Origin of the sequence: Streptomyces barringtoniae, assembly GCF_020819595.1 — a bacterium.
In the GTDB taxonomy this organism is placed as follows: Bacteria; Actinomycetota; Actinomycetes; order Streptomycetales; family Streptomycetaceae; genus Streptomyces; species Streptomyces barringtoniae.
Genome location: NZ_JAJHNP010000011.1, coordinates 273470 through 296426, shown reverse-complemented (window position 1 = coordinate 296426; position 22957 = coordinate 273470). Strand labels below are relative to the sequence as shown.

Genomic DNA, 22957 nt, shown 5'->3' with positions numbered 1-22957 from the left:
CGCCCGGAGCGGATGCAACCGTGAAGGTGGGCCCCCGTGCGCCGTAGACCTCACTGACAGTCCCTGGAAAGGCGGTGGGGACGATGACACTCCCTCTGGTGGTGGGCGTCGACGGATCGGACTCGTGTCTGCTCGCGGTCGACTGGGCCGTGGACGAAGCCGTCCGGCACGGCGTTCCCCTGCGCTTCGTCTACGGCTCCCTCTGGGAGCGTTACGAGGGCGCGCTGCCGGGGACCGGCATCGGTCGTCCCTCCGAGCAGGTGCCGGCCGAGCACATCATGGCCCTCGCGGCCAAGCGCGCCGCGCGGCACAACCCCGCGGTGAAGGTCACCACCGACATCGTCCCGGAGGACGCCGCGACCGCCCTCGTCCACGAGGGCGATGCCGCCTTCGCGGTGGTGACGGGCTCGCGCGGGCGCGGCCGGCTCAAGGGACTGCTGCTCGGCTCGGTCGGTCTGGCCGTCGCGGCCCGGGCACGCTGCCCCGTGGTCGTGGTCCGAGGTGATCGCGCGGGTCTGTCCGGTACGCACGAACGGATCCTGCTCGGCCTCGGGGATGCGGACACGGGCTCCGAGGCGCTTCGGTTCGCCTTCCGCGAGGCCGACGTCCGGGGCTGCGTCCTGGACGTCGTACGTGCCTGGCGCCACCCCGCCTTCGGGGCGAGCGGCGAGCGGAGCCGGGCGGAAGAGCCGGCCGGCGCGTCGGCCTCCGCGCTGCTCGATGCGTCGCTCCGTGCCCCGGCCGCCGAGTATCCGCGGGTCCGGACCCACCGCTCGGTGCTCGAGGGGCCGGCGAGCAAGGTCCTGGTGAACCGGTCGGCGGCCGCCGATCTCGTGGTCATCGGTGCCCGCCGCAGGAGCAGCCACTTCGGCCTCGAGCTCGGCCGGGTGGGCCACACGCTGCTGCATCACGCTCAGTGCCCGGTCGCGATCGTGCCCCAGCAGCCGTGAGCGCCGGTGCGGCACGCCGCTCCGCTCTCAGCCGAACAGACTGCGCACCCTGATCGTCTCGACGTGCCGCCACGAGCCGCCGGGCAGCAGCAGCCAGTCGCCCTTCGTCGACGAGGCCCTGCGCACGACGGCGGTCCGCGCCGTCCTGCGGGACGGCAACCGGGAACCGCAGCCCGCTGCCCCGGCGCGCGGCCGGGCCATTGCCCCCTTGCTCATGGCTCCTCCCACGACCTGAGGCGCGGTACGTCATCCGCGTTCGCCTGCATGAGCCCTCACCCCCTCAGACATCATCGTCCTTTTCCCGGAGGATCGCCCTCGGACGCGTTGCCCTGGCGAGATCGCGGGCGCGCGTGCAGCGTGGAAACGAACGTGGCCGATCGACGGGGTGGGAGAGCCGTAGGAGAGGTGGGACACATGGACAGGGATGCCTCCGGACCCCGGGTGGTCGTCGGTGTCGACGGATCGCCGTCCTCGTACGAGGCCCTGCGCTGGGCCGTCCGGTACGCGGGCCTCGTCGGCGCCACCGTGGACGCGATCGCGGTGTGGGAGCTGCCGGGGCTGTACGGGTGGTCGGCGCCCGCGGTGGACACGGACCTCGACGAGGAGGAGACCCGGCAGCGGATGCACAACGAGCTGACCGAGGTGCTCGGCGCGGACGCGAGCGGCTCGGTCCGTAGCCAAGTGGTGCACGGCAACGCCGCCGACGTGCTGCTGCGGGCCGCCGAGGGAGCCGAGCTCCTGGTCGTCGGCGGCCGGGGCAGGGGCGGGTTCGCCGCCGCCCTGCTCGGCTCGGTCAGCCAGCATGTCTCCCAGCACGCGAGCTGCCCGGTCGTGATCGTGCGCGCTCAGCAGCAGTGACCCGTCGCGCCCCCGCCCGGCCCGTTCAGCGCACATGCGACGCCCGTTGCGCCCCCGGCGGCCCCGGGGGTTCCCGCAGCACGCTCCAGGCGACCGGACCCAGCAGGTCGGCCAGCCGCCGGAAGACGTCCAGCAGGAGGTCGTCGATCGTCACCACGCCCACGAGGCGGTGTCCGTCCAGCACCGGCAGCCGGCGTACGCCGATGCGGCGGAAGGTGCGATAGACCGTCTGGACGTCGTCCGCGGCGTCGACCGTGACCACGCCCGCGGACATCACCGCCTCGACCGCCGTGGCCGGGGGCAGCCCGCCGCCCAGCCCGCGCACCGCTATGTCGCGGTCGGTGACGATGCCGCGCAGCGTCCCGTCCTCCACGACGAGTACCGAGCCCACGCCGGACTCGGACATCGTCCGGGTCACCTGCGCCAGGGAGACGTGCGGTGGGACGGCCACCGCGGGAGCGGTCATCATCTCGGACACCTTCACCCGGGCTCTCCCTCCAGGTCCGACGCCCGTGGGCGTCGCCGTGTCATACGACGTCGAGCACGTCGGCAACGGGCCGACGGGGACTTGGGTGGCCTTCGGGCCCGTAGCCGAGCCGGATGGCCATCTGCACGTGAGCCATGGCCGAGCCGGGGTCGCGGACCGCCCACCGCAACTCGTCCCATTCCAGGGGCTGGGACGTCAGCGAGGCGACGAGCCCGTCCGTCGTGGCCCGGAGCAGGACCCGCTCCAGCGCCTGCCCCGCGCACAGCCAGTCCGCGGGCCGGTCGTGGGCGGTGCCGAGCAGGGCGATCTGGGGGTTCCGTTCGAAGGCCGCCCAGCCGCGGCCGGGCACTGCGCGTCCCGCGGCGAAATCGCGTACCGGAGCGGCGGTCCGGCGGCTGCGGGGCCCGAACGCCTCGGCGGGGATGCCGTCCGAGGCCTCGGCGCCGCCCGTCGGTTCCGTTCTGGCCCAGCGTGCCGTCTCACCCCGTACACCGGGATCCACGGCCTCCCGGCCCTCGGCGTCCCCCACCAGTTCCAGCACCAGCGCCACGTGCCAGGGCCCCGGGAACAGCAGCTCCGCTCCCTCGGCGCGGGCCGCCTCGCGCAACCGGTCCTTCAGCGCACCCGGTATCTCCTCCTCGAGGTAGGGATGACGGCTGGAGTGCCGGCGGCGGATCGCCGGCTGCAGTGCGGCGAGGGCTTCATCGGGCCGAGCCGGGCCGCCGAGGTCCAGTTCGGCCAGCAGCGCGGGATCGGCCGGGTCGGGCAGCAGCCGGACCACCGGATCCCGGCCGGCCGCGGCGGCGGCCACGCGCAGGTTGAGAAGCGCCGCGCCGCAGCCGAGGTACAGGCCGCGGTTGTCGGGGTCCGTTCGCGGCAGGGCGCGCTCCAGGTCGGCGTGGAGACACAGGACCCCGCTGTCGTGCCGGTAGCGGAACCTCCAGGGCTGGGCGTTGTGCAGCGAGGGGGCCGCCGTGGCATCGGCCACGAGGGCGGTGATGTCCGTCGTGGCGAGGGGTGGCGTGATCACGATGGCCTCCCTGGGGTCGCGCGCCCGGCCGTCGCCCGCGGTGCCGAACCGCATCGCATACCGGGTCCCGTCTCCAGCCTGTGCGGCACTCGCTGTCCGGGGCAGGGCCGCCCGGACCCGACCCGGGGGCCGGTGGGCCCTCGTGCCGAGTTCGGCGGACGCCGACCGCTGACACAGGACCACACGTCCCACCGGCTCCCCGAAGGTCCGCAGCATGCACACCTGCACAAGGGCCACAACGCCGACTCCCCGGTGAGCGGGTGTCGCGGCCGCGGGAAGTTGCGGTGCACACACCTCGGGACCGTAGGCCCCCGCCCCGGGGGCCGGTGGGCCCTCGGCCGAGTTCGGCGGACGCCGACCGCTGACACAGGACCACACGTCCCACCGGCTCCCCGAAGGTCCGCAGCATGCACACCTGCACAAGGGCCACAACGCCGGCTCCCTGGTGAGCGGGTGCGCGGCCGCGGGAAGTTGCGGTGCACACCTCGGGACCGTGGGCCTCGCCGTCGCCGGTCGGGCGGCCGGGCCGGTTGTCGTGGTCCGGGGCGGGACCGCGGGCTCCTGCGGACTCGCGGGCACGCACGGCCGGGTCGTACTCGGTGTCGGCGAATCCCGGCGGCGGCCGCCCCGCCGGTCCGTCCCTGCACCCTCCGCCCACCGGCGACCCGGGCCTCGGCCGGGAGGAGCAGGCGGCCGCGCGCTCGAGTTCGGCTCCGCGCCGCCGGCAACGCCGTGCCACGCCGACGACCACGAGGCCCGCCGCAGCGGACCGCTGTAGCGGCACCTCACGGGCCGGTCCCTTCCACGCCCCGCACCAGTCGCCCCATGGCCGTCGCACCGGGCCTCCCGTGACGCCTGGAGCCGGCCGCGCCTGGGTTCAGGCCCGCGTCGGCGGAACGACGAGGACGGGGCACTGGGCGTAGTGCAGCACTCCCTGGCTGACCGAGCCCAGCAGCATCCCCGTGAAGCCACCGTGCCCTCGTGTGCCCACCACCAGGCCCAGTGCATGGGCGGAGGCCTCGGTGAGCGCCTGTACCGGGTGCCCGGCGACCAGTTCGTGCCGCAGGTCCACGTCCGGGTAGCGGGTGTGGCGGCCCGCCACGGTCTCGGAGAGCAGTCGTCGGCACTCCTGCTGGACTCCGTGCTCGTCGAAGATCCTGAGCGGTCCCCGCTGCCAGACGTACAGTGCCCGCACCTCGGCACCGCGCAGGGAAGCCTCCTCGAACGCCAGGTCCACTGCGGCGGCCGAGTGCTCGCTGCCGTCGACGCCGACGACGTAGAACGCGGGCTCCTGGGTGACGTGTTCCGTTTCCGGGACGACCACGACCGGGCACCGCGCCCGAGCCATCAGGGGCAGGGCGACCGCGGCGGAGCCGAACACCTCCTGGGTGCGGCTGAGGTGCTCCGAGCCCAGCACGACGGCGGTGGCGGCACGGCTCTCCTCGCCCAGTACCCACACGGGGTCGCCTTCGGCGAGTACGGCGTCCACCTCGACGGCGGGATGCCGGGCCGCGACGAAGTCCACGGCCTCGGCGAGGAGTTGCTTTCCGCTCCGGTGCAGCCCCTCGTTCCACCCCTCCCAGGACGCCGGGACGTCGGGCCTCCGTTGCCCCCTGGTCGGCACGCCCTCCGCGCGGACCGGCCGCAGCGGCAGGCCCCGGCGGGCCGCCTCGTCGGCCGCCCAGGCCAGCGCCGTCCGACGGGTGGGACCGCTCTCCACACCGACCACGATCGGCCGGCGCTCACTGGGCGAGGACACGATCGCCTCCAGCCTCCGGCCCGGCGGTCGCCGACGGCACGTGGGCCGCGGCGTCCACCGGTTCCGGCTCGTGCACCAGGTGCCGGACGAAGGCGCCCGGACCCGGGAAGTACAGGATGACTCGTCCGTCGTCGGACGGGCGCACGTCGCAGGGCGGGCTGTCGTCGGCATGGTGGACGCCGACGACCTCGCCGTACCGGGTGACGGCACCGGCCGTGGTGCCGCGTACGACGATCCCGTCGCCGGCGCGGGCGTCCATGAGGGCGACGCGCTCACCGGGGTGTGCGGGCGGCGCGGCCCGGTCGGTTCGCCGTCTCGGTGCCGGCGTGGTCATGGTCCTCGCCTCCTTGCCGCGGTGGCGCGTGGTGCGGTGGCTCGCGACGTGCCGCCACTTGCCGTGCCGCGGTCCTGCCGCCGTCATCCGGTCCCATGCAAGTCGCGCGCCGTACCCGCTGCCAGGGGCCGTTGGTCCCTGCCCCCGGCAGGTCGGCCTCACCTGTCTCCGGAGTCACCCGGTGTCTCCGGAGTCACCCGGCGGTCCCGGCCGTGGGATCCGGGGGGAGGATCCGGGACTCGATGTCCGCGCATGGTGATCGCCGCCGTGTGCGGTCGTTCCCCCGTCACCGGTTCTGATCACGCCCGGCAGGGGCAAAAGGGACTTTGAGGACCCGTGACGGGGGCTGTTCGGCCTCGGCACGGGAGCCCGGAGCGTGCTGAACTGGAAGCAGGAGAAGACCGAGGAGGTACGGCCATGGGCACACTCACCCGCAGGCAGAGGATCCCCTTCCCGGACATGCCCGACTGGTTCGAGACCATTCCGAGCAGGTTCGCGATGCCCTCCATCCGTATCGAGGACTACACGGAGAACGACCGTTACGTCCTGCGCGCCGAGCTTCCGGGCATGTCTGCCGAGGACATCGACGTCGTCATCGGCGACGGGGTTCTCACGGTCAAGGCCGAGCGCACCGAACGGGACGCGGACAAGAACCACAGCGAGATCCGGTACGGCGCGCTGAGCCGCAGCGTGACGTTGCCGCCCGGCGCCGACGAGGACGATGTCACGGCCGACTACACCGATGGCATGCTGACCGTCAGCGTGGGCCTGGGCTCCGAGAAGGCAGAGGCCAGGCACATCGAGATCAAGCACGGCGGCTGACGCGTCCGCCCACGCAGCGGCGGGCTCCTCGCGGGCCCGTCGTACCATCGCGGCCAGTGCGTCCCGCAGTCGGGAATCCGGCGGCGGGGCGGCGCGCAGCCCCTTGCGGAGGGTCGTCGTGCCGTTCCACCGGGGCCGTTCGGCTCTGGGCGGCGGGCGGCAGGGCGCAGGACTGGGACCGCAGGCACCCGATGGAATCCGGAGGCGGCCGTGAACACGCACGAGACTTTCTCCGCTGGGGGCGACGCCCGGCGGAACCTGCCGTCCCGCCCCTGGAGCCCGGGCGAGGCCGGACGGCAGGACATGCTGGTCCGCTACCTGGGCGCCGTCGCCACCGCCGCCGCCACCCACGCCGCGGTCACCGAACGGCCGCCCCACGCTCCGGTCGAGGAGACCCCCTGGCCTGCCGCGCAGATACCCGAGGCCCCGCTTCCGCTCGTGCGGGACGTGATGGAGGTGCCCGCCGCCAGTCTGCGGGACGACCTGCCGTTCCGGGAGATCGCCCGGCTGCTCGCGCGTGAGCACGTCGGAGCGGTCCCGGTGGTGGACGACGGCGACCGTGTGGTGGGGGTCGTCTCGGAGTCGGACCTGCTGGCGAAGGTGGCGTTCGAGGCCTCCGGTCACCGGCCCGGGAGGGTCGGCCGGCTCCGGGAGCGGCGGCTGCACGGCAAGGCCCGTGGCGAGACGGCGGCGGATCTGATGACCAGCCCCGCGATCACCGTGCTGCCGGGCTCGACCGTCGCCGAGGCGGCCTGGCTCGCCGCGCTGTCCCGGCTGAAGCGGATCCCGGTCACCGACCACCAGGGCCGGCTGGTGGGCGTCGTGCGCCGCGAGGCGCTGCTTCAGGCGTTGATCAGGGACGACGCGGGGATACGGGCGGAGGTCGAGGGGAGGATCGAGGCCGTCTGCTCCCCGGGCGATTGGAAGGCCGTCGAGGTGACCGTGCACGACGGCATCGTGGAGCTGACCGGGCGGGTGCCGTCGGCGACGGGAGCCCGGCTGGTGGCCGAGGTCGAGCAGATCGCCGATGTGGTCGAGGTGAAGAACCTGCTCACGGCGGCCTGACCGGGCCTCCCCTGCCCGGTCAGCGGGTCAGGGGGTCAGCGTGCCCCGGGGCTCTGGAGCTCCGCGGCTCCAGGTGGGATGCGAGGACCGCCGCCTGGACCCGCCGCTGGACTCCCAGCTTCGCCAGCATCCGCGAGATGTGGTTCTTGACGGTCTTCTCCGACAGGTACAGCCGCTTGCCGATCTCGCGGTTGGTGAGGCCGTCGCCGATCAGGGCGAGGATGTCGCGTTCGCGGGGCGACAGGCTCGCCAGCTCGGGCGGCAGCGGCGACGAGGGCTGTGCCGGGTCGGTGCGCAGGGAGCGCATCAGGCGGGACGTGGTCGCCGGGTCGAGCATCGACTGTCCGGAGGCCACGGTGCGTACGGCGGACACGAGGTCGGAGCCCTTGATCTGCTTCAGCACATAGCCGGATGCTCCGGCCATGATGGCGTCCAGCAGGGCGTCCTCGTCGTCGAACGAGGTCAGCATCAGACACGCCAGCTCCGGCATCCGGCTGCGCAGTTCCCGGCAGACCGAGATGCCGTCGCCGTCCGGCAGCCGCACGTCGAGCACGGCGACGTCCGGGCGCAGCGCGGGTCCGCGGGCGAGGGCGTGCTCGGCGGTGTCCGCGTCACCGACCACGGAGATGTCCGGTTCGGCGTCGAGCAGATCGGCCAGGCCGCGTCGTACGACCTCGTGGTCGTCCAGCAGGAACACCCGGATCGGGTTCTGTTCCGTGAAGGTCCGTGTCTCGGTCATGACGGCCTCTCGTTCCCCGGGAAGGGACGGACCGCACGATGTCCGCGAGGCAGATCGTCCATCCGGCGGTCCCGTGCGGGCTAGGGCCGACCGGCCCCGGTCACTCCGTGGTGGGCGGGTGCGAGGTCGAACTGCACGTCCACCACGCCTTCCACGGCCCGCACCAGGTGTGCGGCCACCGGGACCAGGGCGGTGTCGCGGATCCGGCCCGTCAGCGTGACGACTCCGTCGTGCACGTCCACGTGGATCGCCGAGGCCGGTGCCGGGAAGAGGTACGACACGACCTCTCGCCGGACCTCCTCGGCGATGTCTTCGTCGTCGCGCAGGAAGACCTTGAGCAGGTCGGTGCGGCTGACGATGCCGGCCAGCAGTCCGGCGTCGTCCACGACCGGCAGCCTCTTGACCCCCTCCTGTGCCATGGCGCGCGCGGCCTCGGCGAGAGTGGCGTTCGCCCGGACCGTGACGGCGGGCGAGGACATGAGGTCGCCGGCGGTGAGGGCGCCGGCCTTCGCCAGGTCGGCCGGCCGGCGCAGCCGCAGGTAGCCGGCCTGCGGGTCGTCCCGCAGTTCCTCCGTGGGCAGCATGTCGGCCTCGGAGACCACGCCGACCACCCGGCCCTCGCCCTCGATCACGGGCAGGGCGCTGATCTGCCAGTCCTGCATGAGCCGCACGATCTCCTTGAAGGGGGCGCGCCGCCCCACGGCGGCGACCGTGTGGGTCATGACATCGCTGACGATGTGCGGAGTGCCGTACATGGTGACCTCCGTAAGGTCCTGGCGGCCGGTCCGTTCTCAGCATCTGCCGGTGCCCGGGGATGCGGCCAGGGGCCACCGGTCCCCCGGGTGGGCCGTTCGGCTCCCCGTCCTGCGCGGTCCGGCCGTCGCAGGAGGGGTTCCGGTCCGCGGGCCGGTCGGTCCCGTATGGGGACTTGCGGCCCTTCGCCCCGCGAGCACGGCGGCACCACGCTGGGACTGGATCCCTCGTCCCGGGAGGTGGAGACGATGACTCGAACGGTCACGGCAGGTCTCGACGGCTCGCCCGAGAGCCGGGCCGCCACCGAATGGGCGGCGCGCGAGGCGGCGTTGCGCGGTCTGCCGCTCAAGATCGTTCACGTCTGGGAGCCGGTGCCGGAACCCGTGGCCCAGGCACCGCTGCTCGGCGGCGAGACCCGGCAGCACTGGACCGAGGAGGTCACCCGTGAGGCCGCCGAAGGGCTGCGGCTGCGCCATCCCGGAGTCGAGGTGATCACCGACCGGGTCACCGGGGATCCGGCCCGCGCCCTGACCGAGGCGGCGGACGCCGCCGAGCTCATGGTGCTGGGGTCGCGCGGCTTCGGCGGGATCGCCGGTTTCATGGTCGGCTCGGTCAGCCTGGCCGTCCTGGCCCACGCCGAACGTCCCGTGGTGCTGGTCCGGGCCGGAGAGCAGGCCGCCGACGAGCACAAGCCGGACCCGGTGGGGGTACCGTCCGCCGCGACCCCCTTCCGGCCCGTCGTGCTCGGCCTGGACATCGGCACGCCCGACGAGACGCTGCTCGGATTCGCCTTCGACGCCGCCGCCCGGCGCGGGGCGTCCCTGCGGGTCGTGCACGCCTGGAGCGAACCGGCCACCTCCTTCTACCGTTTCTACGGTGACGCCGAGCTGCACGACGAGCTCGCCCGCGGGCAGGCCAAGGCACTGACCGAGCTGCTGCGGTCCTGGCGGCAGAAGTTCCCGGACGTGCAAATGATCGAGGCGAGCCGGTGCGGCAGCGCCGCGCAGCTTCTCGTCGACGCCTCCCGCGAGGCCTCCCTGGTCGTCGTGGGCAGGCGTGTCCGCACCAGCCCGCTCGGCGTCCACATCGGCCACGTCGCGCATGCCGTGCTGCACCACGTGGTGGCCCCGGTCGCCGTCGTTCCGCACGGCTGATCCCCCGAGGGAGCGGTGAACACCCATGGACCTTCCGATGGACCTTCCGATCGTCGTCGGCGTCGACGGTTCCGGGCCGAGCCTGCGGGCCGTCGACTGGGCGGCCGACGAGGCCGCCCTGCGCGGGGCCCCGCTGCGGCTGGTCTACGCCTCCCTCTGGGAGCGCTACGAAGGCGCCCTGCTCGCGCAGGAACTCGACAAGCCGCTGGAGGAGGTGATGGCCCGGGATGTCGTCGGTACGGCGGAGGAACGCGCCCGGCGCCGCCGGCCGGAGCTGAAGGTCACCACGGACGTACTGCCCGAGGAGCCGGAGTACGGGCTCGTACGGGAGAGCAGCGCCGCCCTCGCCATGGTGCTGGGCTGTCGTGGCCGCAGCGGCGTGACCGAGGCGCTGCTGGGTTCCGTGAGCCTCACGGTCGCCGGGCACGCGCACTGCCCCGTGATCGTGCTGCGCGGCACCCACGACAACCAGGCCAGCTCCGGGATCCGGGGCCGGATCGCGCTGGGGGTGGGCGAGAAGCCGACCGGCTCGGCCGCCCTACGGTTCGCCGTCGAGGAGGCCTCCCTGCGCGGGGTGCCCCTGGAAGTCGTACGGGCCTGGCGGCGCCCCGCGCACGCGGCCCCGCATTCCCAGAGGCAGCAGGCCGTCGAGTTGCTGGAGGAGGCACTGCGGGACGTACCGGCCGAGCTGAACGCGGACCGCCGTACGGTCGAGGGCCACGCCCGCGACGCCCTGATCGCCGTCTCGCGCGAGGCCGACCTGCTCGTCGTCGGCGCCCGGCGCAGGCACGGTCCCGTCGGCCTCCAGCTCAGCCGCGTCGCCCACGGGGTGCTGCACCACGCGGCCTGCCCGGTGGCCGTCGTACCCGAGCACGCCTGACGGAACGCCGGGCGGACGGCGGGACCCCGGTGCCGGAACGGCGCGGGCCACGGCCCGGCACCATGTCGCAGCCACCGTGTCGCTGTCTCACCACCAGGCACCGGCAGACCGACTCGCACGCCGGGGACGTTGCGGGACTGCGGCGCGGGGAGGCGCGCCCGGTCGCTTCCGGCGGCGGTGCGGATCAGCCCGTCGGGTGGCCCCAGCGGGGCTCGACCAGGTCCCACTCCCGGTCCCAGCGGGCCATGCGACGCCGGTCGAGCCACACCCGGCCGAGCGCTCCGGCCCCATAGGCAGGAGCGGCGACGGCCAGGGCGGCCGCCGCGCCGAAGAGACCGGCCTCGATCGCGCCCTCGGTGGGGTTCGCCGGCTTCGCGGGGGTGAGGCCGCCGTGGTCGTCCTGCCAGACCACCACCCCGGCGCCCTCCTTCAGACCGCTGTCGACCAGCGTGTCACCGGTACGGGGAGTGCCGTCCGGCGCTGTCCAGCGCACCTTCCCCCGGACCAGGCCGCCCCCAGGCCAGGCGGACGTGGTGCCGTGCGGTGCGTCGGCGAGGAGTACGGCGCGGACGGGATGCCGGTGAGCGCGCTGGGCCGCGAACACGTCCCCGGCGGCGCGTGCCGTCACCAGCCCTGCGACGGCCCCGCCGACCACGACCACGATCCAGACGGCCAGGACGAGCCAGGCCTCCACGGCGTCCTCGCGTCGCCGCAGCGGATTGCTCCGCCAACGCCACAGCCCGGCCTTCGCGTTCATCGCCGTTCCTCACCTGGGTGGTCCGGGCAGCGGCTGGGGTGGTCGCGTGTGCACCTCGAAGACGTCCTCCAGTCCCGTGACCCGCAGGATCCGCCGGAAGCCCGCGCTCTGCGTGATCAGCCGCAGCCGGCCCTGCCTGGCCAGCGCCCGGTTGCGTGCGCGGCACAGGACCCCGAGTCCGGAGCAGTCGATGAACGTGACCGGCCGCAGGTCGAGCACCAGGTCGGGCTGGGGGGAAGTGGTGAGTGCGTCGAGCCGGCGCGACAGCGCGGGGGCGGTCAGCACATCGATCTCGCCGTGCAGGGCCACGACGGTCGCTCCGTCGGCCACGCGGTGGGCCGCGAGCGTTTCCGGTGCGGTGTGGTGCTCTGCCGCGCGGGCCGCGTCGTTCTCGGACATGGCACGAGCGAACCGGGCGGACCGGGTGGGCCACTAGGGCCGTCCGGCCCCGGTCGCCGGTCCGTGCGGGGCACCCCCGCGTCCTCGCGACGGCCGCGGCTCCCGATCGGCACCGTCCGGCCACGGCCGCGATCGGCGCCGTCCGGCCGCGGGCGAGGGCCGGACGGCCCAAGCGGCACCGCTCCCCCGCTGGGGAAGCTGAAGGTGCGGGCGGTCCCGGCATCGTGCCGGAACCGCGATCCCAAGGCGGAGCCGACGAAGAGCGACAGGGAGCTGCCATGAAGGGCTTCGTGTTCCACGGTCCGGGACAGGCGTCCTGGCAGGACGTCCCGGACCCCGCCGTCAAGGAACCCACCGACGCCATCGTGAAGGTCGGCGCCGTGACCATCTGCGGGACGGACCTGCACATCCTCAAGGGCGATGTCCCCGAGGTCCGCCCCGGCACGGTGCTCGGTCACGAGGCGGTCGGCGAGATCGTCGAGGCCGGCAGCGACGTGCGCACCGTACGGCCGGGGGACCGGGTGCTGATGTCCTGCATCGCCTCGTGCGGCCGGTGCCGGTTCTGCCGGGACGGCTCGTACGGCCAGTGCCGGGGCGGCGGAGGCTGGGTCCTCGGCCATCTGATCGACGGCACCCAGGCCGAGTACGTCCGCGTTCCCTACGCCGACCTGTCCCTGCATCCGCTGCCCGCCACCGTGCCCAGCGAGGACGCCGTCCTGTTCGCGGACATCTTCCCGACGTCCTACGAGGTCGGTGTCCTCAACGGGCACGTGCGGCCCGGTGACACCGTCGCCATCGTCGGCGCCGGGCCCATCGGACTCGCGGCCGTCGTCACGGCGCGCCTGTTCGCCCCGGAACGGATCATCTCGGTCGACTTGGCTCCGGCCCGGCTGGAGGCCGCCCGGCGGCTCGGCGCCGACGCCGTCGCCGACGCACGCGAGGAACCCGGCCAGTTGGTCGCCGATCTGACCGACGGTCTCGGCGCGGACGTGGTCATGGAGGCGGTCGGCGTCCCGGAGAGCTTCGAGCTGTGCACCCGCATGGTCCGCCCCGGCGGGCACGTGGCCAACATCGGCGTGCACGGCAAGCCCGCGACGCTGCACCTGGAAGACCTCTGGATCAGGAACGTGACCATCACGACCGGCCTGGTGGACACCTACTCCACGCCCACCCTCCTGCGGATGGCCGCCGCCGGCCGGCTGCCGACCGGGCAACTGGTCACCCACACCTTCCCGCTGGACCACATGGAGGAGGCCTACGACGTCTTCTCCCGGGCCACCGAGACCGGCGCGCTGAAGATCGTGCTCGGCGGCGAGCAGCACGCGGAAGTGGCCGTTCCCACGGCCTGACGGAGAAGGCGCGTGACGGCCATGGCCGAACGGACGGGAACGGACGCGGCGACCGAGGCGCCGCTGGGCGATCTTGGCCGCCGCTGGCCGCCCGGCGGGCCGGGCTCGGCCTGACACGAAGGGAGGTGGCCGCCCGCGCCGGGATGGCCATCACCTACCTCGGGTATCTGGAGGAGCATCCCGGTGCGGCACCGGGCCCCGGCCCCCTGACCAGACTGGCCGAGGCGCTGGGGACCACGGTGACCGAGCTGACCGGTGGCGCCGTCGATCTGCCGCCCGGACCCGGACGTGCCGTACGCGAACCGCGCTTCACCGAGCTGGCACCGGGCGAGTGCCGGGCGCTGCTCGGCTCGCACGGGGTGGGACGACTGGCGGTACCCACGGATACGGGGCCGGTGATCGTGCCCGTCAACTACAGCGTGGTCGAGGGTGCTTTCGTCTTCCGGACCGTGCTCGGCGCGACACCGTCCCTCGCGGCCGGCCAGGCAGTGGCCCTGGAGGTCGACCGCATCGACGACACGTTCAGCCAGGGCTGGAGCGTCCTGATCCGCGGCAGCGCACGGTCGGTGACGGACCCTCGGGCACAGCAGAGGCTCACCGAGCAGGCGTACAGCGCCCCTTGGGCGGGTGGAGAGCATGATCTGTGGGTGCGCGTCGAGCCACGCACGGTGACCGGTCGTCGGATCACGGTCTGAGAGCGGGCATCGGGTTCTCCTCGTGCATCCGGTTCACGGCGTCGGGCAACTCCACGTCGTGCGGGTCCGGTTACCCGTCCGCGGTCTCGGACGCGGCGACCCGCACCCGCACTGCGAGGTCGGTGCGGTCGGGCGGGAACTCGTGCAGCGGCGGGTCGAGCAGCCGGACGGTGACCGGCAGGCCGTCCATCGCCTGCAGGACGGAGGCGTCGTTCAGGCCGATGTCCAGGACCGTCTCCGTCATGCCGGGCATGGAGAAGCGCGCCGGAGCGCACGGGCGGTGCCGGGAGACCTCCGCCGGCAAGCCCTCCGGCTCCTCGCCGGTGCCGAGGAAGGCGCGGCGGGCCTCGGTGGTGACGGTGGCACCGGGCGGCACCGGCAGGCCCAGCCGGGTCATCCGGGCCAGGTCGGCGCCCTTGCCGCCGAGCAGGTCGGCCGGGTCACGTCCGCCGTCCCGGAAGTCGTACACGTGACGGGCCATGGCGGCACTCCTGCGCTGAGCGGTCTGTGTACGGCTCAAGCGTCCGGCGGGAGAGGCCCTCGGGGGAGGTGCCCCCGGTCCCGCCGGGCGGCCCGGTCGGCCCAACGGCGCCGGTGCGGGGCGCGGGCCGGTGAAGCGGTTCGCGCCTCCCGTGCCCACCCGGCCCGGGAGGCGCTACGGTGTGGGAAGACCCATCGGTTCTGAGCCATGTGCTGATGGGGACTGGAGGACGTGGTGACCGATTCGGAGGAGCCGCGCGTACGACTGCCGCAGCTGAAACTCGACGAACTGCTGGAGGAGCTGCAGGCCCGGATCAGCGCAGCCCGCGGCACACAGGATCGCGTGCAAGGTCTGCTGGAGGCGGTCCTCTCCGTCGGCCGGGAGCTCGACCTGGAGCAGGTCCTGCACTCCATCGTGGAGGCGGCCGCGGTGGTCGTGAACGCCGGGTACGCCGCCCTCGGCGTCATCGGACCGGACGGCACACGGCTGTCCGCCTTCCACACCGTGGGCGTCAGCGCGGAGCAGATCGCCGCGATCGGCCCCTTTCCGGAAGGACACGGCATCCTCGGCGAGCTGATCCGGCACCCGCAGCCGCTGCGGCTCGCCAAGATCTCCGCACACGCGTCCTCCTACGGCTTCCCGCCGGGCCACCCGCCGATGAACAGCTTCCTCGGCGTCCCGATCCGGGTCCGCGACCAGGTCTTCGGCAACCTCTACCTGACCGAGAAGCGCGGCGGGCGGGAGTTCGACGAGGAGGACGAGTCGGTGCTGTCCACGCTGGCCGTGGCCGCCGGTGTGGCGATCGACAACGCACGCCTGTACGAGGACTCCCGGCTGCGCGAGCGCTGGCAGCGCGCGAACGCGGAGATCAGCCACAGCCTGATGTCCGGCATCGACCGTGCCGAGTCCCTGAACCTGATCGCCGAGCGTGCCCGGGAGATCTCGGGCTCGGCCCTGGCGGCGGTCGCCATGCCCATGGAGGGCACGAAGTCGCTCACCGTGGAGATCGCCGTCGGAGTGGACGCGGAGGCGCACCGGGGACTGGTGCTGCCCATGGACGCGAGCCTGATGGGGCTGGCGTACACCGCGACCGCACCGGTGACCAGCGACAACGTGCTCCACGACGGGCGGATCACCCCCGAACCGCCGCGCTTCGAGGGGCTCGGACCCGCCGTGGCGGTCCCGATCGGCACGGGCGAGAACGGCGTGCGTGGCGTGGTGCTGGTGGCCCGCGAAGCCGGCCGGCCGGTCTTCCTCCAGAAGGAGACCGAGTTGCTGCAGGGGTTCGCCGCCCAGGCCGCGATCGCGATGGAACTCGCCGACCGCAGGCATGACGCCCAGCAGATCGCGCTGCTGGAGGACCGCGACCGCATCGCCCGGGACCTGCACGACCTCGCCATCCAGCGGCTGTTCGCCACCGGGATGACCCTGCAGAGCGCGGGCCGGTTCATCGAACATCCCGAGGCCGCCGAGCGGGTGCTGCGGGCCGTGGACGACCTCGACGAGACCATCAAGATCATCAGGTCGACGATCTTCGGGCTGCGGGCGCACACGGGCCCCGCGAGCAGCGGACTGCGGGCGAGGGTCGTACGCGCCGCCGGCGAGGCCACCCCCGTGCTGGGCTTCGCCCCCAGCGTGCGCATGGAAGGCCTGGTCGACACCGACGTGCCGCCGGAGATCGCCGACCATGTCGTCGCCGTGCTGACCGAGGCCCTCACCAACATCGCCCGGCACGCCCACGCCGACCGGGCCCAGGTGGCGCTGACGGCCCACGGCCGCGAGGTGCGCCTGCGGGTGGCGGACAACGGCGTGGGCATCCCTTCCGGCGGCCGGCGCAGCGGCCTGGCCAACATGTCCGAACGGGCGGACAACCTCGGCGGACGGCTCGAGGTGTCCAGCCCCGAGGGAGGCGGTTCGGCACTGGACTGGCACGTTCCGCTGCCCGCCGGGTAGGCCGCGTCGTCCTCGGTCCCCTCGCCACTGAGCGCCCGCAGGGCCGACGGGTGCATGGGATCGGGACCACTCGGCCCATGTCACGAACGGCTCCGCCGCCGCAGCCTGAAGGTGTCCGAAGACGGCACCCACGTCTCTGGAGGATGCCATGAACGGCACTCCGGCCCTGGTGAACGACGTGATGACCCACCGGGTCGTCGCCCTGCGCACCGGGGCGGCCTTCAAGGACATCGTGAAGGTCATGCGGGACTGGCAGGTCAGCGCCCTGCCGGTGCTGGACGACGCCGGCCGGGTCGTCGGCGTCGTCTCCGAGGGCGATCTGCTGGCCAAGCAGGAGTACCAGGACGGTGACATCGGCCGGTACGGGCAGATCGGCCACCCCGGCGAGGTCCGCAAGGCGGACGCGGTGACCGCCGCCGAGCTGATGACCACCCCGGCCGTCACCGTGGCACCCGACGCCACGCTCGCCCACGCCGCGCGCCTCATGGCCCGCGCCCGGGTCAAGCGACTGCCCGTCGTCGGCCGTGACCTCGCTCTCCGTGGCATCGTCAGCCGCTCCGACCTGCTGAAGGTCTTTCTGCGGGACGACGAGGACATCGCCGAGGAGGTCCGGCGCGAGGTCGTCGTACGCCTCTTCGGCCCGCGCGCCGTCACCGTCCGGGTGGAGGTGTACGACGGTGTCGTGACGCTGGCCGGCCGGGTCCGTGAGACGGCCCTGATCCCGCTCGCCGCCCGGCTCGCACGGGCCGTGGCGGGTGTGGTGGACGTGCACTGCGCACTGGCCGGACCGCCCCGCCGTCCGGACCTCGACCCCGACCTCCCCGAGGCCGGCAGGGCGCGTACGCCCTGACGGACGGCGCACGGCAGGAGGCGGCGACGATGACGCGGAAACCTCCCACGGCGGCCACCCGGGTACGGCTCTGGCGCTGGCGCCGCAATCCGCTCAGGCGGCGCAGCGACCTCGTCGAGGGCTGGGTCGTGCTCGCCGCCTGGCTGCTCGTCCTCGTCGGCGGAGCCCTCGCGGGCGTCGTGGCGGCCCAGGTCACCGACTCGGCGTTCGCGGCGCGGGCGGCCCGGGCGCATGCCGTCTCCGCCGTGCTCGCCGACGACGCGGCGAAGACGCCTGTCACCGCCGGCGGATACGACGACGGCCGCGTGTCGGCCGCCGTGCGCTGGACGGACCCGGACGGTTCCGTGCACACGGGCCGGACACAGATATACCCGGGAGCCCCGGCGGGCACCCCGGTGGCCGTGTGGGCGGATCGCGCCGGCCATCTGGTCCCGGCACCGGTCACCGGGAGGGCGGCGACCGTGCAGGCGGCCCTGACCGGCGCCCTCGTGGCCGTACCGGCCGGTGCGGCTGTCTGGACCGTGGGGTGGGTGGTCCGCTCCCGGCTCGTGCGGCGGCGCATGGCCGAATGGGACGAGGAGTGGAGGCAGATCGGGCCGGAGTGGGGGAACCTGAGCGGGGGGCGGGGCTGAACGCGGACAAACGCTGACAAACATGAGTTGACAAACACGAAGAGCTCACGCCGCGCGATGACAGGCAGGGATGGCAGGTAGGTATGTCTGACAGATAGGTTTGTCGTCTTGTCGGCACTCGGCTCGTCACTCGGCACCGGACGCGGTGAGCCGGCAATCCACGCCCACGACACCCTCGACGCCGCGCGTCATGCGCGCGGCGAGCTGAATCCGCGCGGGGTCCTGAACCCGCCCGGTCAGGGTCGCGACGCCCTCGGTGACCACGACGTGGACCGGTTCGACCGGGGCCGGGAAGAGCGGGTCGACGACATCGCGCCGGATCTCGTCGGCCAGGTCGTTGTCCGGCCGCAGGAAGACCTTCAGCAGGTCCCCGCGGCTGACCACGCCTTCCAGCACACCTTCCGCGTTCACCACGGGCAGGCGCTTGACGTGCCGCAGCGCCATGATGCGTGCGGCCTCGGCCAGCGCGGCGTCGGCGTGCACGGTGACCGCCGGGGTGCTCATCACCTCCTCGGCGCACACGGCCCCCGCCTTGGCGAGGTCCGGCAGCCGGCGCAGTTGCGTGAACCGGTCCGGGTCGCTGCCCCGGAACTCCTCCTTGGGCAGCAGGTCGGCCTCGGACACCACACCGACCACCCGGCCGTCGCCCTCCAGCACGGGCAGGGCGCCGACCTGCCACTGTTCCATGCGCTCGACGATCTCCTTGAACGGAGCCTTGCGGCCCACGGCGACGACGGCTCGCGTCATCACGTCGCTCACCCGGTGGGGGCTGCTGTCCATCGCGCTCTCCTCACAGGACCGGGGTCACGTCAGACTGCCGCTGCCGTAGGGGGCGTAGAGGTCGAGCAGCCGGACCCGGGAGGCATGCAGCCGCTGGGCGACCACTCGCCCGACCCAGACGGCGATCGCGCGCCCGAATTCCGGGTCCTGCGCGCACGTCGCCCGGACGGCCTCGGCGTCGAACTCCCAGGCCCGCACCGGGCTCACGGCCTCGGCGCCCAGGTGCCAGAGGTACGGTGGGAAGTGCCAGGACCAGCCGACCAGTTCGCCGTAGCCGAGGGTCTCGATGACCGCGGTCCGGCGGCCCGGTATGTGCAGGTCGAGGGCGACGGTGCCGGTGCGCACGATCCAGAACCGGTCGGCGCGCCGGCCCTCCTCGAACAGACGGGTCCCGGCCTCGAAGGAGACGTCGTGGGCCAGGCGCAGCAGCCGTTCGCGGTGCATGGGCTCAAGAGCCGCGCTCATGGTGGTGGTGGAGGTCATCGCACCGGCTCCCTTCGTGGCTTCTGCTCCCAGCGTGGGCCCGCCCGGCCGAGGGCGCCACGGGCCACTCGGGCCGGGCCGGGGGTCCTTCGGCCCCGAGCCGGACGAACGGCGGGCCGACGGGTCGCGACGGGCTCGAAAGGGCGGCGCGGCGTCCGCGACCTGGCACATTGTCGGCACGCGCAGCGCGGTGAGAGACATCATGAGACACCGAGGGCCCCGGCGCGGAACTCCGCGCCGGGGCCCTGGCCGAGCAGTGGGCGCCGGATCAGTCGTTGTGGTCCTTCGACCCCGTCGCCGTCTTCGAGTAGGCGTCGTGCCAGGCGGCCTTCGCCCCGGAGTCGCCGATCCGGTAGACGTCCACGACCGCTCCCACTGCGACGGCCAGCGAGAGCACGCCGACGACGATCCGTACCGGCAGGGCGGACCAGCGGGTGCCGTTGCCCTGTCCGGGCTCGGCGGGAGTGCGCCGCCCCGCCCACCACACGACCGCCGCCAGTACGAACAGGCCCAGGGCCCACGGCAGCAGTCCGTCGCCCAGCTCGGTGTGCCGGCGTACCAGGGCGTCGTCCTCCACGTGTCGTTCGAGCCACTCTCCGGCGTGCGTGGTCAGCGGCACGGCGGCCAGGGCCACGAGGGCGAGCACCGGGAGCAGGACACCCAGCCGCCGGGCGGCGCGCGGCCAGAGCGCGGCCGTCACGAGAGCCAGCGCGGTGAGGGGTATCAACACGACAACCACGTGGACGAACAGGACATGAGCGGGCAGACCGTTGATGAGAGTCATCCAGGGGCTCCTGAGGGGGGTGTGGGCGCGCGCCACACTTGCACAGCCACCTCTCAGTCAGCTCTGAGCCACTACAGCCACAGGAAGCTCGCGGCGGATACATCGCTGCGCTGCCCGCCTGTTCAGCACTCGATGACGTTGACGGCGAGTCCGCCGCGGGCGGTCTCCTTGTACTTGACCTTCATGTCGGCGCCGGTCTCCTTCATGGTCTTGATGACCTTGTCGAGGGAGACGTGGTGGCGGCCGTCGCCGCGCAGGGCCATCCGGGCGGCGGTGACGGCCTTGACCGCGGCCATGCCGTTGCGCTCGATGCACGGGATCTGGACCAGGCCGCCGACCGGGTCGCACGTCAGGCCCAGGTTGTGCTCCATGCCGATCTCGGCCGCGTTCTCCACCTGCTCCGGGCTGCCGCCCAGTACCTCGGCGAGGCCGGCCGCGGCCATCGAGCAGGCGGAGCCGACCTCGCCCTGGCAGCCGACCTCGGCGCCGGAGATGGAGGCGTTCTCCTTGAAGAGCATGCCGATGGCGCCGGCGGCGAGGAGGAAGCGGACGATGCCGTCCTCGTCGGCGCCCGGCACGAAGTTCAGGTAGTAGTGCAGGACCGCCGGGATGATGCCGGCCGCACCGTTCGTCGGGGCGGTCACGACCCGGCCGCCGGCGGCGTTCTCCTCGTTCACCGCCATCGCGTAGAGCGTCACCCACTCCATCGCGCTGCTCGCCGGGTCGCCTTCGCCGCGCAGCGCCCGGGCCGCCGCCGCGGCCCGCCGACGGACCTTCAGGCCGCCGGGGAGGATGCCCTCGCGGGACAGGCCGCGGCGGACGCAGCCCTCCATGACCCGCCAGATCTCCAGCAGACCCGCGCGGATCTCGTCCTCGGTGCGCCAGGCCTTCTCGTTCTCCAGCATCAGCGCGGAGATGGACAGGCCGGTCTCGCGGGCGAGTCGCAGCAGCTCGTCACCCGTGCGGAACGGGTGGGCCAACTCGGTGTCGTCGGGCTTGATCCGGTCGGCCCCCACGGCGTCCTCGTCGACCACGAAGCCGCCGCCGACCGAGTAGTACGTCTTCTCCAGCAGCGGCAGTCCGTCGGCGTCGTACGCGAACAGGGTCATTCCGTTGGCGTGGTACGGCAGTGCGCGCCGGCGGTGCAGCACCAGCTGGGTCGAGGCGTCGAAGTCGATCTCGTGGACAGAGCCGATCTCGGCGCCGAGGAGCCGGATGCGCCCGGTGGTGCGGATCCGCTCCACGTCCAGGTCGGCCCGGGTGACGTCGACGGTGTGCGGTTCGTTGCCCTCCAGGCCGAGCAGGACGGCCCTGGGGGTGCCGTGGCCGTGGCCGGTGGCGCCGAGGGAGCCGAACAGCTCCGCTCGTACCGCGGCGGTCTGGGCGAGTGCGCCGTCCTTCTTCAGCCGGGCGGCGAACATCGCGGCGGCGCGCATCGGGCCGACGGTGTGCGAGCTGGACGGGCCGATGCCGATGGAGAACAGGTCGAAGACGCTGATTGCCACGCCATACTCCGTGGGGTGGGCGGGAAGTGCCCGAGCGGTCCCGGGGCACGCCCCTGCGGGAGGGTTGTCGGTTACCGGCCGGGGTGGGGCGCGGCCGCGAACGCGGTGATGCCGACGGCGGCGTTGGCCTCGTCCACGACGAGCCGCGCGTGGTCCCAGGCGTGGCGCAGGTGCCGCGGAATCCTCATGGCGAGCTCCCGGTGGGACCGGATGGGGTGCTCCTCATGCGGGCTCTCCGAGGATGTGGAGCCGTCGGCCGCGCGGTGACAGCCGGTACGGCGACGGCGTGGGAGGTGACGGTCTCGAACGGACGGCTCGAATTGACCGCCTCATCCGCGTGTCTCAGATGACACAACATCCTTCGTTATACGCAACATGCTTTCCGGTGCTTCGGGCCGCTGTCAAGAGGAGGGGAGGCAGCGGTCCCCATGGCGAAGGAAGTTGTTGCGTATGGTGCACCTTCTTGTACCAAGCAGAACACGCCTCTTGACCCCGCACCATCCACACCGGGACCATGTTGCGCATCACTCTCATCGTTGCGTATTGCGCACTAATGGAGGATGTCATGTCTCCTCGCCCGCAGCCCGGCCGCGAGTTCGTCCTCACCCTCTCGTGCCCCGACCGGGCCGGACTCGTCCACGCCGTCACCAGCTACCTCGTGAGTCACTCAGGCAACATCCTCGAGAGCCAGCAGTTCGACGACCGTCTGCAGGACCGCTTCTTCATGCGGGTGCACTTCGAGGTCTCGGACCCGGCCACATCCCTGGAGCACCTGCGCACCGGCTTCGGCCCCGTCGCGGAGGCCTACCGGATCACCTGGCAGCTGCGCGACGCCGCCACCCCGACCCGCACCCTGATCATGGTGTCGAAGTTCGGTCACTGCCTGAACGACCTGCTCTTCCGCCAGTCCACGGGCTCGCTGAACATCGAGGTCCCGGCGATCGTCTCCAACCACCGCGAATTCGAGCCACTGGCGCGCAACTACGGCATCCCGTTCCACCACGTCCCGGTGACCCCGCAGACCAAGGGCGAGGCGGAGGCCCGGCTGCTGGAGCTCGTAGCCGAGCTCGACGTCGACCTGGTGGTGCTCGCCCGCTACATGCAGATCCTCTCCGACGACCTGTGCAAGCGGCTCGACGGCCGGGCCATCAACATCCACCACTCCTTCCTGCCGAGCTTCAAGGGCGCACGGCCGTACGTGCAGGCGCACCGGCGCGGAGTCAAACTCGTCGGGGCCACGGCGCACTACGTCACCCCCGACCTCGACGAAGGCCCGATCATCGAACAGGACGTCGTCCGCGTGAACCACTCCCACACGCCGGACGAGTTGGTCACCATGGGCCGCGACGTCGAGGCCCGGGTCCTCTCGCGTGCCGTGCAGTGGCACAGCGAGAGCCGTGTGCTGCCCAACGGCAACTGCACGGTCGTCTTCCACTGACACCGCCCAGCGCGGCCCGC

24 protein-coding genes and 2 pseudogenes are annotated in these 22957 nt (G+C 73.1%); 12 read left to right on the top strand and 14 right to left on the bottom strand.

The window, feature by feature from the left end:
• Window positions 1-83: 83 nt before the first annotated feature.
• Window positions 84-950 (top strand): universal stress protein, encoded by an 867-nt coding sequence (locus tag LMU33_RS22265; protein WP_228622273.1) that lies wholly within the window; start codon window positions 84-86, stop codon window positions 948-950.
• Between the two features lie 27 nt (window positions 951-977).
• Here the strand turns inward: LMU33_RS22265 and LMU33_RS22260 are convergent, their stop codons facing one another.
• On the bottom strand, window positions 978-1166 hold the full coding sequence (locus LMU33_RS22260; protein WP_228622272.1) for a hypothetical protein: 189 nt from the start codon (window positions 1164-1166) through the stop codon (window positions 978-980).
• A gap of 198 nt (window positions 1167-1364) precedes the next feature.
• Here LMU33_RS22260 and LMU33_RS22255 point away from each other — a divergent pair, with 198 nt between their 5' ends.
• The gene (locus LMU33_RS22255) at window positions 1365-1808 is read left to right on the top strand and encodes a universal stress protein (RefSeq protein WP_228622271.1); all 444 of its coding nucleotides are present in this window, start codon (window positions 1365-1367) and stop codon (window positions 1806-1808) included.
• Between the two features lie 25 nt (window positions 1809-1833).
• Here LMU33_RS22255 and LMU33_RS22250 read toward each other — a convergent pair whose 3' ends face one another.
• From LMU33_RS22250 to LMU33_RS22235, 4 genes are all read right to left on the bottom strand, one after another.
• Complete coding sequence (locus tag LMU33_RS22250; protein ID WP_228622270.1) at window positions 1834-2292, bottom strand: CBS domain-containing protein; 459 nt, start codon at window positions 2290-2292, stop codon at window positions 1834-1836.
• Window positions 2293-2335: 43 nt separating this feature from the next.
• Window positions 2336-3325 (bottom strand): Acg family FMN-binding oxidoreductase, encoded by a 990-nt coding sequence (locus LMU33_RS22245; RefSeq protein WP_228622269.1) that lies wholly within the window; start codon window positions 3323-3325, stop codon window positions 2336-2338.
• A gap of 877 nt (window positions 3326-4202) precedes the next feature.
• Entirely contained in the window at window positions 4203-5084 is an 882-nt protein-coding gene (locus tag LMU33_RS22240; protein ID WP_228622268.1) for a universal stress protein, read from the bottom strand.
• Entirely contained in the window at window positions 5068-5418 is a 351-nt protein-coding gene (locus tag LMU33_RS22235) for a DUF1918 domain-containing protein (RefSeq protein WP_228622267.1), read from the bottom strand. Before LMU33_RS22235 ends, LMU33_RS22240 begins: the two co-directional genes overlap by 17 nt.
• A 417-nt stretch (window positions 5419-5835) precedes the next feature.
• Here LMU33_RS22235 and LMU33_RS22230 point away from each other — a divergent pair, with 417 nt between their 5' ends.
• Window positions 5836-6240 carry an Hsp20/alpha crystallin family protein gene (locus tag LMU33_RS22230; protein WP_228622266.1) on the top strand — a complete coding sequence of 135 codons (405 nt, stop codon included), beginning with the start codon at window positions 5836-5838 and terminating at the stop codon, window positions 6238-6240.
• 210 nt (window positions 6241-6450) lie between these two features.
• The gene (locus LMU33_RS22225; protein WP_228622265.1) at window positions 6451-7305 is read left to right on the top strand and encodes a CBS domain-containing protein; all 855 of its coding nucleotides are present in this window, start codon (window positions 6451-6453) and stop codon (window positions 7303-7305) included.
• 19 nt (window positions 7306-7324) lie between these two features.
• Here LMU33_RS22225 and LMU33_RS22220 read toward each other — a convergent pair whose 3' ends face one another.
• Window positions 7325-8044 (bottom strand): response regulator, encoded by a 720-nt coding sequence (locus tag LMU33_RS22220; protein WP_228622264.1) that lies wholly within the window; start codon window positions 8042-8044, stop codon window positions 7325-7327.
• An 80-nt stretch (window positions 8045-8124) separates the two neighbouring features.
• Window positions 8125-8799: a CBS domain-containing protein gene (locus tag LMU33_RS22215; RefSeq protein WP_228622263.1), complete on the bottom strand. Its 675-nt coding sequence runs from the start codon at window positions 8797-8799 to the stop codon at window positions 8125-8127.
• 246 nt (window positions 8800-9045) lie between these two features.
• Here LMU33_RS22215 and LMU33_RS22210 point away from each other — a divergent pair, with 246 nt between their 5' ends.
• A complete protein-coding gene (locus LMU33_RS22210; protein WP_228622262.1) occupies window positions 9046-9951 on the top strand; it encodes a universal stress protein in 906 nt (301 codons plus the stop codon).
• A gap of 37 nt (window positions 9952-9988) precedes the next feature.
• Window positions 9989-10831 carry a universal stress protein gene (locus LMU33_RS22205; RefSeq protein WP_228622261.1) on the top strand — a complete coding sequence of 281 codons (843 nt, stop codon included), beginning with the start codon at window positions 9989-9991 and terminating at the stop codon, window positions 10829-10831.
• A gap of 184 nt (window positions 10832-11015) precedes the next feature.
• On the opposite strand, the gene LMU33_RS22200 is transcribed toward LMU33_RS22205, so the two are convergent.
• Together LMU33_RS22200 and LMU33_RS22195 are read right to left on the bottom strand one after the other, a co-directional pair.
• Window positions 11016-11588 (bottom strand): Rv1733c family protein, encoded by a 573-nt coding sequence (locus LMU33_RS22200; protein WP_228622260.1) that lies wholly within the window; start codon window positions 11586-11588, stop codon window positions 11016-11018.
• A gap of 9 nt (window positions 11589-11597) precedes the next feature.
• A complete protein-coding gene (locus tag LMU33_RS22195; protein ID WP_228622259.1) occupies window positions 11598-11987 on the bottom strand; it encodes an STAS domain-containing protein in 390 nt (129 codons plus the stop codon).
• A gap of 278 nt (window positions 11988-12265) precedes the next feature.
• Between LMU33_RS22195 and LMU33_RS22190 the strand changes: the two genes are divergently transcribed.
• Window positions 12266-13336: a zinc-dependent alcohol dehydrogenase family protein gene (locus LMU33_RS22190; protein ID WP_228622258.1), complete on the top strand. Its 1071-nt coding sequence runs from the start codon at window positions 12266-12268 to the stop codon at window positions 13334-13336.
• Window positions 13337-13357: 21 nt separating this feature from the next.
• Window positions 13358-14031, top strand: a pseudogene (locus LMU33_RS22185) (helix-turn-helix domain-containing protein).
• Here the strand turns inward: LMU33_RS22185 and LMU33_RS42020 are convergent.
• Window positions 14027-14512, bottom strand: a pseudogene (locus LMU33_RS42020) (PEP/pyruvate-binding domain-containing protein); the annotation flags it as partial. The pseudogenes LMU33_RS22185 and LMU33_RS42020 overlap by 5 nt on opposite strands.
• A 234-nt stretch (window positions 14513-14746) precedes the next feature.
• On the opposite strand from LMU33_RS42020, the gene LMU33_RS22175 reads away from it, so the two are divergent.
• From LMU33_RS22175 to LMU33_RS22165, 3 genes are all read left to right on the top strand, one after another.
• The gene (locus LMU33_RS22175; RefSeq protein WP_228622257.1) at window positions 14747-16465 is read left to right on the top strand and encodes a sensor histidine kinase; all 1719 of its coding nucleotides are present in this window, start codon (window positions 14747-14749) and stop codon (window positions 16463-16465) included.
• Between the two features lie 148 nt (window positions 16466-16613).
• The gene (locus LMU33_RS22170; protein WP_228622256.1) at window positions 16614-17315 is read left to right on the top strand and encodes a CBS domain-containing protein; all 702 of its coding nucleotides are present in this window, start codon (window positions 16614-16616) and stop codon (window positions 17313-17315) included.
• 29 nt (window positions 17316-17344) lie between these two features.
• The gene (locus LMU33_RS22165; RefSeq protein WP_228622255.1) at window positions 17345-17947 is read left to right on the top strand and encodes an Rv1733c family protein; all 603 of its coding nucleotides are present in this window, start codon (window positions 17345-17347) and stop codon (window positions 17945-17947) included.
• 126 nt (window positions 17948-18073) lie between these two features.
• Here LMU33_RS22165 and LMU33_RS22160 read toward each other — a convergent pair whose 3' ends face one another.
• The 4 genes from LMU33_RS22160 to LMU33_RS22145 all read right to left on the bottom strand — a co-directional run bounded on the left by LMU33_RS22160 (window position 18074) and on the right by LMU33_RS22145 (window position 21499).
• On the bottom strand, window positions 18074-18727 hold the full coding sequence (locus tag LMU33_RS22160) for a CBS domain-containing protein (protein ID WP_228622254.1): 654 nt from the start codon (window positions 18725-18727) through the stop codon (window positions 18074-18076).
• Between the two features lie 24 nt (window positions 18728-18751).
• Entirely contained in the window at window positions 18752-19210 is a 459-nt protein-coding gene (locus LMU33_RS22155) for a Crp/Fnr family transcriptional regulator (RefSeq protein ID WP_228622253.1), read from the bottom strand.
• Window positions 19211-19478: 268 nt separating this feature from the next.
• Complete coding sequence (locus tag LMU33_RS22150; RefSeq protein ID WP_228622252.1) at window positions 19479-19994, bottom strand: DUF2231 domain-containing protein; 516 nt, start codon at window positions 19992-19994, stop codon at window positions 19479-19481.
• A gap of 122 nt (window positions 19995-20116) precedes the next feature.
• Entirely contained in the window at window positions 20117-21499 is a 1383-nt protein-coding gene (locus LMU33_RS22145) for an L-serine ammonia-lyase (protein WP_228622251.1), read from the bottom strand.
• Window positions 21500-22064: 565 nt separating this feature from the next.
• Here LMU33_RS22145 and purU point away from each other — a divergent pair.
• Window positions 22065-22937, top strand: coding sequence for a formyltetrahydrofolate deformylase (purU, locus tag LMU33_RS22140; RefSeq protein ID WP_228622250.1), 873 nt, complete (start codon window positions 22065-22067; stop codon window positions 22935-22937).
• Window positions 22938-22957: the final 20 nt, after the last annotated feature.

Coding starts and splice junctions, on each gene's coding strand:
- LMU33_RS22170 (WP_228622256.1), top strand. CDS start 16,614: ATGAACGGCACTCCGGCCCTGGTGAACGACGTGATGACCCACCGGGTC.
- LMU33_RS22165 (WP_228622255.1), top strand. CDS start 17,345: ATGACGCGGAAACCTCCCACGGCGGCCACCCGGGTACGGCTCTGGCGC.
- LMU33_RS22210 (WP_228622262.1), top strand. CDS start 9,046: ATGACTCGAACGGTCACGGCAGGTCTCGACGGCTCGCCCGAGAGCCGG.
- purU (WP_228622250.1), top strand. CDS start 22,065: ATGTCTCCTCGCCCGCAGCCCGGCCGCGAGTTCGTCCTCACCCTCTCG.
- LMU33_RS22265 (WP_228622273.1), top strand. CDS start 84: ATGACACTCCCTCTGGTGGTGGGCGTCGACGGATCGGACTCGTGTCTG.
- LMU33_RS22150 (WP_228622252.1), bottom strand. CDS start 19,994: ATGACTCTCATCAACGGTCTGCCCGCTCATGTCCTGTTCGTCCACGTG.
- LMU33_RS22155 (WP_228622253.1), bottom strand. CDS start 19,210: ATGACCTCCACCACCACCATGAGCGCGGCTCTTGAGCCCATGCACCGC.
- LMU33_RS22195 (WP_228622259.1), bottom strand. CDS start 11,987: ATGTCCGAGAACGACGCGGCCCGCGCGGCAGAGCACCACACCGCACCG.
- LMU33_RS22200 (WP_228622260.1), bottom strand. CDS start 11,588: ATGAACGCGAAGGCCGGGCTGTGGCGTTGGCGGAGCAATCCGCTGCGG.
- LMU33_RS22230 (WP_228622266.1), top strand. CDS start 5,836: ATGGGCACACTCACCCGCAGGCAGAGGATCCCCTTCCCGGACATGCCC.
- LMU33_RS22205 (WP_228622261.1), top strand. CDS start 9,989: ATGGACCTTCCGATCGTCGTCGGCGTCGACGGTTCCGGGCCGAGCCTG.
- LMU33_RS22215 (WP_228622263.1), bottom strand. CDS start 8,799: ATGTACGGCACTCCGCACATCGTCAGCGATGTCATGACCCACACGGTC.
- LMU33_RS22190 (WP_228622258.1), top strand. CDS start 12,266: ATGAAGGGCTTCGTGTTCCACGGTCCGGGACAGGCGTCCTGGCAGGAC.
- LMU33_RS22255 (WP_228622271.1), top strand. CDS start 1,365: ATGGACAGGGATGCCTCCGGACCCCGGGTGGTCGTCGGTGTCGACGGA.
- LMU33_RS22160 (WP_228622254.1), bottom strand. CDS start 18,727: ATGGACAGCAGCCCCCACCGGGTGAGCGACGTGATGACGCGAGCCGTC.
- LMU33_RS22235 (WP_228622267.1), bottom strand. CDS start 5,418: ATGACCACGCCGGCACCGAGACGGCGAACCGACCGGGCCGCGCCGCCC.
- LMU33_RS22220 (WP_228622264.1), bottom strand. CDS start 8,044: ATGACCGAGACACGGACCTTCACGGAACAGAACCCGATCCGGGTGTTC.
- LMU33_RS22260 (WP_228622272.1), bottom strand. CDS start 1,166: ATGAGCAAGGGGGCAATGGCCCGGCCGCGCGCCGGGGCAGCGGGCTGC.